Annotated in this window: 9 protein-coding genes; 1 reads left to right on the top strand and 8 read right to left on the bottom strand. The window is 69.1% G+C overall.

Annotated elements, in window-relative coordinates; genetic code table 11:
• Both FV218_RS09085 and FV218_RS09080 read right to left on the bottom strand, forming a co-directional pair.
• Positions 1–276, bottom strand: a complete 276-nt coding sequence (locus tag FV218_RS09085) for a prevent-host-death protein (RefSeq protein WP_147709483.1) — start codon at positions 274–276, stop codon at positions 1–3.
• A 120-nt stretch (positions 277–396) separates the two neighbouring features.
• The gene (locus tag FV218_RS09080) at positions 397–3,051 is read right to left on the bottom strand and encodes an MMPL family transporter (protein ID WP_147709482.1); all 2,655 of its coding nucleotides are present in this window, start codon (positions 3,049–3,051) and stop codon (positions 397–399) included.
• 683 nt (positions 3,052–3,734) lie between these two features.
• On the opposite strand from FV218_RS09080, the gene hpnH reads away from it, so the two are divergent.
• A complete protein-coding gene (hpnH, locus tag FV218_RS09075; RefSeq protein WP_056094307.1) occupies positions 3,735–4,898 on the top strand; it encodes an adenosyl-hopene transferase HpnH in 1,164 nt (387 codons plus the stop codon).
• A 100-nt stretch (positions 4,899–4,998) separates the two neighbouring features.
• On the opposite strand, the gene FV218_RS09070 is transcribed toward hpnH, so the two are convergent.
• The 6 genes from FV218_RS09070 to hpnA are packed head-to-tail and all read right to left on the bottom strand — an operon-like array spanning position 4,999 to position 11,831.
• Positions 4,999–5,670, bottom strand: coding sequence for a phosphorylase (locus FV218_RS09070; RefSeq protein WP_147709481.1), 672 nt, complete (start codon positions 5,668–5,670; stop codon positions 4,999–5,001).
• Positions 5,671–5,723: 53 nt separating this feature from the next.
• Positions 5,724–7,721 carry a squalene--hopene cyclase gene (gene shc, locus FV218_RS09065; protein ID WP_147709480.1) on the bottom strand — a complete coding sequence of 666 codons (1,998 nt, stop codon included), beginning with the start codon at positions 7,719–7,721 and terminating at the stop codon, positions 5,724–5,726.
• Positions 7,722–7,760: 39 nt separating this feature from the next.
• A complete protein-coding gene (gene hpnE / locus FV218_RS09060) occupies positions 7,761–9,065 on the bottom strand; it encodes a hydroxysqualene dehydroxylase HpnE (protein ID WP_147709479.1) in 1,305 nt (434 codons plus the stop codon).
• A complete protein-coding gene (gene hpnD / locus FV218_RS09055) occupies positions 9,065–9,913 on the bottom strand; it encodes a presqualene diphosphate synthase HpnD (protein WP_147709478.1) in 849 nt (282 codons plus the stop codon). The genes hpnE and hpnD overlap by 1 nt, the downstream gene beginning before the upstream one ends.
• Entirely contained in the window at positions 9,910–10,809 is a 900-nt protein-coding gene (gene hpnC / locus FV218_RS09050; protein WP_147709477.1) for a squalene synthase HpnC, read from the bottom strand. Before hpnC ends, hpnD begins: the two co-directional genes overlap by 4 nt.
• On the bottom strand, positions 10,806–11,831 hold the full coding sequence (hpnA, locus tag FV218_RS09045; protein WP_147709476.1) for a hopanoid-associated sugar epimerase: 1,026 nt from the start codon (positions 11,829–11,831) through the stop codon (positions 10,806–10,808). The genes hpnC and hpnA overlap by 4 nt, the downstream gene beginning before the upstream one ends.
• Positions 11,832–12,166: the final 335 nt, after the last annotated feature.

The following is a 12,166-nucleotide window of genomic DNA, read 5'->3' as shown; positions in this document are numbered from 1 at the left end:
TCAGGGCAACGGCCGTAGTAGGAAATCCTCCGGCAGGGGATCATCGAAATCATCGGCGACGAAAGGGAACGGATCATCGAGCCCATTCGCTCGCAGATAGGCATAAGCGGCGTCCCAGTCGATACCCGTGCACCGCTGCGTCTCATCGGGTCGATGAGGCACGAGGTCGAGAACGGGCTTGCCATCGCGAGCCACCACGATGGTTTCGCCGTTCTCTACGCGCTTGGCGAGGTCGGCAAACATCGGGCCGGCCTCCTCCAACAAGATCGTCGTCATGGCGTAAATTCTAGCATGCCGCTGACAAGCGTCCAGTCCGGAACATTGCGATCCCCCCCAAACGCAGAACGGGCGCGGGATCCACCCGCGCCCGCTCGCCATTCTCGAAGGACGCCCGGCCTATTTCGCCGATACCGCCTCGGCCGGACGCCTGGTCTGAAGGTCCGGCGGTACGGCGGCGTCGCCTTCGGGGCGCTTCGGGTCGGGCTGCTTCGGCGGTGGGCCGAGGAAGGCCGGGACCACGAAGAACGCCGCCACGAGGGTGAAGAACAGCGACAGGGCCAGCAGCTTGCCCATGCTGGCCGTGCCCGGATGGCTCGACAGCACCAGGGAGCCGAAGGCCGTGCCGGTGGTCAGCGCCGAGAAGAAGATCGCCCGGGTGAGGCTGGAGGCCAGCATGTCGGCGACGCCCGCCCGCCACGCGATGACGTAGTAGATGTGGAACGCCACGCCGACGGCGAGCATCAGCGGCATGGCGATGATGTTGGCGAAGTTCAGCGGCATGCCGACCACGTGGAGCGCCATGAGGGTCCACAGGGTGGCGAGCACCAGGGGGCCGAGCGTCATCGCCACGTCCCAGGGTTTGCGCAGGGCCACCGACAGGATGATGAAGATGAGCACCAGGGCGGTCAGTGCCGCCTGCACGAAGGCGCCGAGGATGGTGTAGCTCGACGACGTGGTGGCCACCGGCGCGCCCGTGGCGTGGGGTGCCACGGTCTGCACCTCCTTGGCGAACCGGCGCAGGACGACGTTGTCGTTGGCGTCGCCGCTCGGATGGACCTCGATGCGCGAGCGCCCGTCCGCCGTGACCCACTCCGCCTTCAGCTTCGGCGGCAGGTTGTCCAGGGTGATCTTCTGCGGATTGAGGAGTCCGGCGAGGCGGGTGAGCAGGGTCTTGAGGTCCGTCGTCAGGGCGACGCTGGCGGCCTCCCGCGTCGCCACCGGGGCGGTGGCGAGCTTGTCGAGGCTCCCCGCGAGGGCCTCGGCCGCGCGGGCGCCGGTCAGCGTCCGCAGGGCGGCAGCCGTGTCCTTGATCGCCTTCACGTTGTCCGCATCCGTGGGCGGCGGCGGCTTGCGGCCGGGGTTGAGCGCCGGGCCGAGGAGCTGCGCCGTGTCGGCGATGATGGCGAGCTTCTGATCCTGATCGCGGGGCACGAAGGTGTCGATATCGATCACCTTGGCCACGGAGGGCAGCTTGCGCAGCTTGGCGGCGAGGTCTGGAACCGCCTCGGGGGAGGGGGCGAGGACGTCGATGAGGTTCGGGCTCGTCTCCGGGTCCTTGATCAGGTCGAGATAGGTGGAGATCGATTCCACCTTGGGGCTGCGCAGGTGCATCGGGTTGGAATCGAACGGCAGCTTGAACAGGAGCGGGATGCCCGCCACCGTGACGAGGCCGACGCCGATGAGCACGGCCTTGCGGTGCTCGATGATCCAGTGATCGACCCCCGCCATCCAGGTGGTCTCGACGGCCTTCGCTTCCGTCTTCGGCTTGAACACGGCGATGAGGGCCGGCAGCAGGGTGAGCGAGAACAGGTAGGCGACGATCATGCCGACGCCGGCGATGAGGCCGAGTTCGGACACGCCGCGGAAGGCCGTGGGCAGGAAGGCGAAGAAGCCGGCGATGAGCGAGATGGCGGCCAGCGTCAGGGACCAGCCGACGCCGCGCGCGGCGGCGCGGAGCGCCGAGGGCAGGTCGGGCTGCTCGAACCGGTCGGCCCGGTAGCGCACGGCGAACTGGATGCCGAAATCGATGCCGAGCCCGACGAACAGGGCCGCGAAGGCGACGGAAATGGGGTTCAACTCGCCCACCATCAGCAGGCCGAGGGCCGCCGTGACGATGAGGCCGGCGAAGGTGGTGATGAGCACGGCGCCGACCAGCGAAGCGGAGCGCAGGGCGAGCCACACGAACAGCACGATGGCGCCCGTGGTGACGCTGTAATTGAGGAACGCATCCTCCGCGAGGGTCGCGAACTCGTCGTCGGCCACGGCCACGGGACCGGTCAGGCGCATGCGGGCGCCACCACCGACATTGTACTCGCCGTTGTTGATCTTGAGGTCGGCGGCGATCTTGCGCACCACCGCCGTCGCCGTCGCGCCGGGCTGGAGGGCGTTGTAGTCCAGCACCGGCTGGATCATCACGAACTTGCGCAGATCGGTGCCCTGCAGCTTGCCGTTGGAGAGCAGTGTCTGCCACGACAGCCGGGCCGGCTCGCCGGCGAGCACCGTGCGCAGGGTCTCGTCGATCTGGCCCATGGGCCGATCGAGATCCTCGATCTTGGCGTCGCCGCTCTTGACGCCCTTCGCACCGAGACTGAGCACCCGCATAATGCCGCGCAGGGACGGGTCGGCCGCCAAGGGGCCAAGCAGCCCCTGCTGCTGCACGAGCTGCTCGGTGGTCTTCGTCAGCTCTTCCTGCGACATCAGCAGGAAGCCGTTCTTCTCGTAGAACGGGCCGCCATCCGGGCGGTAGACGGATTCGATCGTATCCTTACGGTTGGCCAGGGCCTTGGCGAGGTTGGCCGCGGCCTCCTCGGCCTGCTCGGGCGTCTTCCCGTCGATGACCGCCACGAGGGTGCCGGTCCGCTGCGGGAAGGCTTTCTCGTAGGCGATCTCGTCCTGCCGCCAGGGCACGTCCTTGTCGATCAGCCGTTCCACGTCGGTGTTGATGCGGAACAGGTGGGCGGCCAGGCCGGCGCTCGCGACGGTGACGAGGGCAACCAGGGCTATGACCAGCCAGCGACGCTGGACGGAAAACGCGACGAGCCGTTCGATCACGGGTATCCTGCCTGCTTGTGCGATGCGATCGGGCCGAGCCCGGCTCTGTCAGAAGCCGCCGACCCTTGGGCCGGCACGTGCGGATCGCGTGGTTTCCAACGGACGGTTTTCACCTGTCGGCACGATCCACGAGTGCGAAGCCCCTGGCGGCGAATTCCGGTCGCCCCGTCTGCGCGAGCAAACGGACGGGCACGGCAATCCGATCTTCTTGCTTGGCTCAGTAAGGGTCCAGCGTCCGGAATGCAACGCACGGGGATTCTCTCTCCCTCCGCATCGTACCCCCGTGCGCTTTCGCACCCGCGTGCGGTTGCGATCCGTGCCGGGCGGCGGCACGCGCCGGGTGGCTAGGAAAAAATCACCGGCGTCCTCCAACGGGTCGCCTCACAAAACTCATGATCGCGGGTCTTCTCTCCAGCGATCGCAGTGCAACAGGCGTTTCATCGAGAATCGCCCGGCTGCCTCCAGCGAGCCACGTTCTTTCCAGAAACCGACCCAGGAACCGACGCGAGAGACCCGCCCAACGTCCGGGCCTGTGGCGGGATTATCCCAGGGTCCTGGAAAGGCACGCGACCCCGGCGGGTTTTGCGCCGTTTCAGATTGGTTCCAACCTAGGTCGCTGGAATTCCGCTTTTTTTCACGCTAAGCAGCCCGATACATCGGGGCCAGCAACAAGGAGCCACGTCTTGGGTATTCCCCTCCGGTACGTCGCGAAGATTGGCGGCTACATCCTGAAACAGCACCTCACCGGTCGCAAGCGCTACCCGCTCGTGATGATGATGGAGCCGCTGTTCCGCTGCAATCTCGCCTGCGCCGGTTGCGGCAAGATCGATTACCCGGACGAGATTCTCAACAAGCGTCTCCCCGTGGCCGACGCCCTGGAATCCGTGCGCGAGTGCGGCGCACCCATGGTGGTGATCGCCGGCGGCGAGCCGCTCCTGCACAAGGATCTGCCGCAGATCGTCGAGGGCATCATCGCGCAGAAGAAGTTCGCGATCGTGTGCACGAACGCGCTTCTGCTCGAGAAGAAGATTAAGGAGTACAAGCCGAGCCCGTACTTCACCTGGTCGATCCATCTCGACGGCGACAAGGAGATGCACGACGGCTCCGTGTGCCAGCGCGGCGTCTACGACAAGGCCGTGGCCGCCATCGCCAAGGCGAAGGAGATGGGCTTCCGCGTCACCATCAACTGCACGTTCTTCAACAATTCCTCCGCCGACAAGATCGCCGACTTCTTCGACAGCGTGACGAAGATGGGCATCGACGGCATCACGGTCTCGCCGGGCTACGCCTACGAGCGCGCGCCCGACCAGCAGCACTTCCTCAACCGCAAGGCGACGAAGGACCTGTTCCGCGGCGTGTTCCGCCACGGCAAAGAGAAGGGCCGCCAGAAGTGGGCGTTCCAGCAGTCCGGCCTGTTCCTCGACTTCCTCGCCGGGAACCAGACCTATCACTGCACGCCCTGGGGCAACCCGACCCGGACGGTGTTCGGCTGGCAGAAGCCCTGCTACCTCCTGGGTGAGGGCTACGCCGCCACCTTCAAGGAGCTGATGGAAGAGACCGACTGGGATTCCTACGGCACCGGCAATTACGAGAAGTGCGCCGACTGCATGGTCCATTCGGGCTACGAGGCCTCCTCGGTGGTCGATTCGGCTACGAAGCCGTGGAAGCCGCTGATCCATGCCATCCGTGGCATCAGGACCGAGGGCAAGATGGCGCCCGAGATCAACCTCGACAAGCAGCGCCCGGCCGAGTTCGTGTTCTCCCGCAACGTCGCCCAGAAGCTGTCCGAGATCAAAGCCTCCGGCGTCGACACCAAGCGCGAAGCCCGCAACCGCACGGCCGCTTGAGCCGCTACGGCGCCCGCAAAGTCAGGCGCCGAGCGATCCCAACGAAAAGCCCCGCGACACGCAGGTGTCGCGGGGCTTTTCGTTGTTCGACGCCTTCGTCCTACGGTACGCCGAGGCTCGCACCGAGCAGGGGGCGGCAGCGCTTCAGGGCCGCGAAGGCCCGACCGGAATCGCGGGCGAGGTGCACGAGGGTGCCGATCTGGCGCGGATCGCGCAGGATCGCCGTCAGGACCGCGACGATGTCGGGCTCGCCGTTGGGTTTCAGGGCCTGGGCGGCGAAGGCGGGAATCGCTCGGACGGCCGGATCGCACACCACGCGGATCGCCGCGAAGGGCAGGCCGTGCCGGGCCGCGAAAGCGGCGGCGACCTGGGATTCCATATCGACGGCGACGGCACCCGTGCGCGCGTGGAGATCGGCCTTGTCGGCGACAGCGAGGATCGCCGTTTCGACGCCGGCGACGGCGGCACGGCGGACGGAGACGAAACCCGCGAGCCGGCCCATGAGCGCATCGGCGACGGCCCCGTCGACCGGATAACTCCGGTCCCGGGCCACGATCTCGGTGGCGACGACCACATCCCCTGGGACGAGGTCCGGCGCGAGCCCCCCGGCGATGCCGATGCTCACCACGGCACGGCAATCCGGCGGCGTCCGGGCTTCGAGGAGCGCGCGCAGACGCTGCGGGTTGCCGCCGGCCCCGATGGCGACGACCCCCGGCCCGGCGGCGAGGCGCGCTTCCTTGGCGAGGCCGGTGACGGCGAGGACGGGGCGCATCGCGACTCCAGAACAAGCCGATCCTCCCCGGCGGGGAAGGATCGAGAACGCCCCTACATCCCGAACGCGACGGTCCGGGTGTTGGACTGCTTCAGGTTGCGGAACCGCGCCATGGCCCAGAGCGGGAAGAACTTCGGGTAGCCGTGGTACCGCAGGTAGAACACCCGCGGGAAGCCGGTGGCGGTGTAGCGCTCCTCGGACCAGAAGCCGTCGGCCCCCTGCGTCCGCGTCAGGTAGTTGATGCCGCGCACCACGGCCGGATCGTCGGCCTCGCCCGCCGCCATGAGGGCCAGCAGCGCCCACGCCGTCTGCGACGCGGTGGAGTAGCCGGGCTCGAAGGCCGGGTCGATCTTGTAGGACGAGGCGTCCTCGCCCCAGCCGCCATCCGGGTTCTGGATGCGGATGAGCCAGGCGACCGCCCTGCGGATCTCAGGGCTCGCCGGATCGACGTTCGCGGCGTTCAGCGCGCACAGCACCGACCAGGTGCCGTAGATGAAGTTCATGCCCCAGCGGCCGTACCACGAGCCGTCCTCCTCCTGGTCGGCGAGGAGGTAGGTCACGCCGCGATCGAGGGCCTTCGAGCTGTCGCGGGTCTCGCCGAGCTGGGCCAGCATCGAGACGACGCGCGCCGTCACGTCGGCGGTGGGCGGATCGAGCAGTGCGCCGTGGTCGGAGAACGGGATGTGGTTGAGGTAATGGTGGTTGTTGTCGGCGTCGAACGCCGCCCAGCCGCCATCGCTCGACTGCAGGCCCTCGACCCATTCGCGGGCGCGACTGATCGCGTTGGCGTAATCGGGCACGTCGGCCACCAGCCCGTGCTGGCGGGTGGCGCGGTCCATGGCCATCACCACCACGGCGGTGTCGTCGAGGTCGGGGAAGTGCGGGTTGGCGTACTGGAACGCCCAGCCGCCGGGACGCACGTTGGGTCGGCCCGCCGCCCAGTCGCCCTTGATGTCGAGGACCTGCAGGGGCTTGAGCCAGTCGAGGCCGCGCCGGGCCTGATGCTCCGCCTCCGGACCTCCGGCCTCCAGCAGGGCGTGGCCGGCCAGCGCCGTGTCCCAGACCGGAGAGAGGCAAGGCTGGACGTAGGCCTCGTGCTCCTTGACCACCACGAGCTTCTCGATGGCCTCGCAGGCGATCATCACCTGCGGGTGGTCTGCCGCGTAGCCGAGCACGTCGTACATGAGCACGGTGTTGACCATGGCCGGGAAGATGGCGCCCAGGCCATCCTCGCCGTTGAGGCGCTCGCTGACCCAGGCCTCGGCCTTGTCGACGGCCCGCTGGCGGCGCTTCTTCGGAAAGTGCTCCTGCGTCGCCTGCAGAACCCGGTCGATGGCACCGAAGATCGGGGTCCACGGCCAAGTCGCGTGCGGGCTGCCGGGCCAGTGCCGGACATGCTCGGGCGGGGTCACGAACAGTTCGGCCACGCCGAGGCCGCGCGGGTTCTTGGCGAGGGGCTTCTTGGCCTGGAGCACCAGTAGGGGCACGATCACGCAGCGCGCCCAGTAGGAGACCTTGTCGAGGTGGAACGGAAACCACTTCGGCAGGTGCATGATCTCCACGGGCATCACCGGAACGGCGCGCCACGGCACCTGACCGAACAGCGCCAGCAGGAACCGGGTGAAGACGTTGGAATTGGCGGCGCCCCCGCGCGACAGGATCGCTTCGCGGGCCCGGCGCATGTGCGGCGCCTCGACGGAATCGCCGACGAACTTGAGGGCGTAGTAGGCCTTCACGCTGGCGCTCATGTCGAACGGCCCGTCATGGACCAGGGACCAGCCGCCGTGCTTGCCCTGGGTCCGGCGCAGGTAGTTGCCGATCTTGGCCTCCAGGCCCGGGGCGATCTCCGTCGCGCGGAACTGGTGGAACATGATGTATTCGGACGGGATCGTCGCGTCGGCCTCGAGTTCGAAGCACAGGTGCCCGTCGGCGTGGGAGAGGGCCGTGAGGGCCTGGGTCGCGCGCGTGATGCCGCGCTCCACGTCCTCGATGGAGATCTCCTGCGTCTTGGGGCGCTGCAGCGCCTCGACCTTCTTGAATGCCTCTCGCATCGTCCTCGCCTCACCGGCCGTCAGAGCCGCCGCCATACCTCAGGCCGCGCCGCGCGCGCGTGTCCGTGCGCACCCGCCCGTGGGGCGTGCGAGTGCGTGCGCGGCGGTCGTTCCCGACCGGATCGCGCCCTCGATCGTCGATGGCAGGCCGGTCGCGGTCCAATCGCCTGCCAGGACGCAATTGCGGTGGGCCGTCTCGGCGCCCGGACGGCGCGCGGCCTCGGCGGGCGTCGCCGCGAAGGTCGCCCGCTTCTCCTTGACGATCTGCCAGCTTGGCAGTTCAGGCGCAAGTCCGCACAAAGTCGAGACTTCGGCCCAGATCTGTCGTCCCAAGTCTTCCCGCGGCACGTCGAGGAGCCGATCCGCGCCGCTGATGGTCACCGACAGACGATCGGGATAGGCGAACAGCCACTCCGTCAGTCCATTCACCACGCCGAGCAGCAACGGGGCGTTCGCCGGCGGAACCACAGCGAAATGCGCATTGACGATGGAGCGATAGGCCTGCGGCGCGGCCAGCCCCGGAATCAGGTCCGCCGCCACCCAGGGCGGCAGGGCGAGGACGAGGGAATCGTCCGCCCCGAGGGTGACGGTTTCGTCGCCGAAGACGAGTTCGGTCACGTCGTCCGCGCCGAAACTCAGACTGCGCAGGCGGTGGCCGAACCGCAGTTCCGCGCCGCGCTGTGTCAGATAGGTCACGGCCGGATCGACGAAGGCCGCCGAGAGTCCGGCCACGGCCACGAGGGGACGGCTCGCCGCGCCGCCGGCCCCGAGGGTCTCGCGCAGGATCGTCGCGGCGAGGCCGACGTCGCTCTCCTTCGGCTCGGTGTTGAGGGCCGCGATGAGGACCGGGTGCCACAGGCGGTCGTAGAGCAGGCCCTCGCAGGCCATGGCCTCGCCGATGGTGCCGCCCTGGCCCGGCGCCTTGCCGGCGGCGGCCTTGAGAATTTTGAGGGGCGCGAGGTAGTCGGACGCCTTGGTGCCCGGCACCCGGCGCGAGGCCTGCAGCACCCACCACGGAATCCGTCCGGCATTGGGGCGCAGGGTCCAGCGCTCGCCGGTCTTCAGGTCGGCGAAGGGGAACTCGGCCTCCGCCGGGCCGGACAGGGCGTCGGCCGGGGCGCCGATGGTCTTCATGAAGCCCAGTGCCGAGGTGTTGCCCGACAGGAGCAGGTGATTGCCGTTGTCGATGGTCAGCCCGAGGGTCGGGTCGTAGTACGAGCGGCAGCGCCCCCCCGCCTGCTTGGCCGCCTCGTGCACGATCACGCGCCGGCCGGCCTCCACCAGGGAGACGGCGGCCGAGAGCCCGGCGAGCCCGGCGCCGACGACGTGGACGGTACCGGCCATCAGACGATCCCGTGCTTCAACGCGACGGCGATGAGGGCGGCCTTGCCCGGTTTCACCCGGGCGCGGGGCCTGGCCCAGCCGCGCGCCAGCACGGCGTCGAGGTAGAGCCGGTAGGCCGCCGCCATGAGACGGGGCGCCTTCGTCACCTTGCGCGGGCAGCGGGCGATGATCGCCCAGGTCTGGCGATAATGCTCCTTCGCCTCTTCCGCGAGGGCGACACAGACTTCGCCGATGCGGGGATGGTCGATGGCCGCCTGCGGGGTCGAGTCGGTGAGACCGATGGCGAGAAGTTTTTCGCGGGGGAGGTAGAGGCGGCCGCGCTCGGCATCCTCGTCGATGTCGCGCAGGATGTTGGTGAGCTGGAGCGCGCGGCCCTCGTGATGGGCGAGCGCGATGCCCTCGGCCTCGGGAACCCCGAAGATGCGCACGGACAGGCGGCCGACGGCGCTGGCGACCCGGTCGCAGTAGAGGTCGAGGGTGGCTTCGTCGGGGGCGACGATGTCCTCGAACGCATCCATGGCCATGCCGTCGATGACCGCGTGGAAGTCCGCGCGCAGGAGGCCGTAGCGCCGGACCGGCACCACGAGGTCCTGTACCCGGGGCACGGGCCGGCCGGCGTAGAGGGCGTCGATGTCGGCGCCCCAGCGCTGGAGTTCGGCCCGGCGGATCTCGGCGGGACCGCCGTCGTCGGCGACGTCGTCGACGGCGCGGCAGAACGCGTAGACGGCGTACATGGCCTCGCGGCGGTCCTTCGGCAGCAGCCGCATGGCCGTGTAGAACGACGAGGATTTCGCCGGCAGGGCCTCGACGGGCGACGTCTCGGGCATGGGCGTGGCGGTGGCGCTCATGGGTGCGCTCCGAGGGCATGGCGGCGCAGGGTCCGGCCCCGCAGGGGACGCCGGGCGAGGGTCGTCATGATGCCGCCCAGCGCCGTCAGGGCGAAGGCCGCCTTGCCGTGATGGACCTTTTCCGAGAGCGGATCGCGCTCCATCAGGCCGCGACAGAGCACGACCGCGAGGCGGTGGATCGCCGCGATCTCGAGGCTGAGGCGTAGATCCGCGATGAGGTCGGGCAGCACCGCCCCCTCGTCGAGGAGGCCCATGGTGCGGTGGGCGAGCTCCCGGATCACGGCACGGAGCGCCGGCGAGGCCCTGGCGGCGGACAGATCGACCACGGACGCCCCGTGCTTCTCCAGCGTTTCTTGCGGGAGATAGACCCGGTCATTCCGAACAAAATCCTTCCCGCAATCCTGCAGGTGGTTGATGATCTGGAGCGCCGCGCAGATGGCGTCGGACGGGCCCCAGACCACCCGCGGGTCCTCGCCGTGCACGTCGAGGACGTAGCGGCCCACCGGCATGGCCGAGAGCCGGCAATAGGCGATGAGCTCGTCCCAATCGGCGTAGCGGGTTTTTACGGCGTCGAGGCGGAAGGCGTCCAGCAGTTCGAGGGCGTGGGTGGCGGGCAGGCCGCGCGCCGCGAGCTCGCGCTTGAGCGGCTCGGCCTCGGGGTCGGACGGGCCCTTGCCGGTGAGCGCGTCCGCCAGCGCATCCAGCAACTCGATCTTGCGCTCGGATGGAAGCGTGGTGTGGTCGGCGACATCGTCGCCGGCCCGGACGAAATCGTAGAACGCCAGGATCGCACCCCGGTTTTTCGGGTGGATCAGGTGCGAAGCGACGGGGAAGTTCTCGTCCTTGTGGCCCTTGCCGGAGCGGGCCTCCGTGGCGGTCTGCAGGGTGGCGCTCACTTGAGGCGGCCCTCCTGGCGGAACCACGCGATGGCGTCGGACAGGCCCTCCCGGTAGGGGCGGGCGGTGTAGCCGAGCTCGGCCCGCGCCTTGGCGTCGGTGAAGAACATGCGGTAGCGCGACATGCGGATGCCGTCGATGGTGGCGAACGGCGCCTTGCCGGTGAAGCGGGCGACCTGTTCGGAGAAGAACGCGATCGGATAGACCACGGCGCGCGGCAGGTTCACCGTCGGCGCCTTGCGGCCGACCATGCCGGCGATGTCGGCGAGCATCTGGGACAGCAGCACGTTCTCGCCGCCGAGGATGTAGCGTTCGCCGACGCGGCCCTTCCGCAGGGCCAGCAGGTGGCCGTAGGCGACGTCGTCCACGTGGGCGAGGTTGAGGCCGGTATCGACGAAGGCGGGCATCCGCCCCAGGGCCGCCTCCAGGATGATACGTCCGGTGGGCGTCGGCTTCACGTCGCGGGGGCCGATGGGCGTCGACGGGTTGACGATGACCACGGGCAGGCCGTTGCGGGCCGCCATCTCCTCGACCACGCGCTCGGACACGACCTTGCTGCGCTTGTACGCGCCGATGGCGGTGCCGGGGGTGAGGGGCCGGGTCTCGTCGGCGGGGGTGCCGTCGTCGTGCGGCTTGATGGTGGCGACGCTCGACGTATAGACGATTCGCTTGATCCCGGCACGCAGGGCCTCTTCCATGAGGATCACGGCGCCGTCGCGATTGGTCGCGACGATCTCCTCCGGGTCCGGTGCCCACAGGCGGTAATCGGCGGCCGCGTGGACGAGGTAGCGCTGCCCCGCGAGGGCCGCCGCCACGGCCGCGCGGTCGCGCATGTCGCCCTCGACCACCTCGACGTCGGTCCAGGTCAGGTTGGTGCGCGGCGAGGTCGCCCGCACCATGATCCGGACCCGGAATCCGGCGTCGCGGAACACGTCGACGAGGGCGGCGCCCAGGAAACCGCTCGCACCGGTGATGAGAACCGGGCCGGCATCGAAGGGGCCGGTGGGGGTCGCCTGTGGCATTTCTCTCGCGGGTTCAGGAAGCTGGAAGGCGCGGCGAATCCGGCGGGACCGGACCCGTCGGGCCCGCGCTTTTGTCATCGAAACGGAGGCCGGACAAGCGCAGCCGGGTCACACCCCGGCCGCCTCGCACGCGCCGGCCGTGCGAGGCGAAAGGGGACGGGCCGGTCAGGCGAGGCGAAGGCGGCTCGATCCGGCCTTCCGCTCGGGGAGGGTGTCGCGCACGGTTCCGGCGATGGAGTCGGCGTCGAGGCCGGCCTCGCGGTACATGGCGTCGGGGGAATTGTGGTCCTGGTAGGTGTCGGGCAGGGTCAGGGTCCGGACCCGGACGCGGCCGG

Origin of the sequence: Methylobacterium sp. WL69 (assembly GCF_008039485.1) — a bacterium.
Classification (GTDB): domain Bacteria; phylum Pseudomonadota; class Alphaproteobacteria; order Rhizobiales; family Beijerinckiaceae; genus Methylobacterium.
The sequence above is the reverse complement of the archived record's forward strand: the minus strand, read 5'-3'. Positions and strand labels throughout refer to the sequence as shown.

Excerpts from the sequence above, each read along its gene's own strand:
- FV218_RS09085 (WP_147709483.1), bottom strand. The coding sequence starts at position 276 with ATGACGACGATCTTGTTGGAGGAGGCCGGCCCGATGTTTGCCGACCTC.
- FV218_RS09070 (WP_147709481.1), bottom strand. The coding sequence starts at position 5,670 with ATGCGCCCCGTCCTCGCCGTCACCGGCCTCGCCAAGGAAGCGCGCCTC.
- shc (WP_147709480.1), bottom strand. The coding sequence starts at position 7,721 with ATGCGAGAGGCATTCAAGAAGGTCGAGGCGCTGCAGCGCCCCAAGACG.
- hpnE (WP_147709479.1), bottom strand. The coding sequence starts at position 9,065 with ATGGCCGGTACCGTCCACGTCGTCGGCGCCGGGCTCGCCGGGCTCTCG.
- hpnD (WP_147709478.1), bottom strand. The coding sequence starts at position 9,913 with ATGAGCGCCACCGCCACGCCCATGCCCGAGACGTCGCCCGTCGAGGCC.
- hpnA (WP_147709476.1), bottom strand. The coding sequence starts at position 11,831 with ATGCCACAGGCGACCCCCACCGGCCCCTTCGATGCCGGCCCGGTTCTC.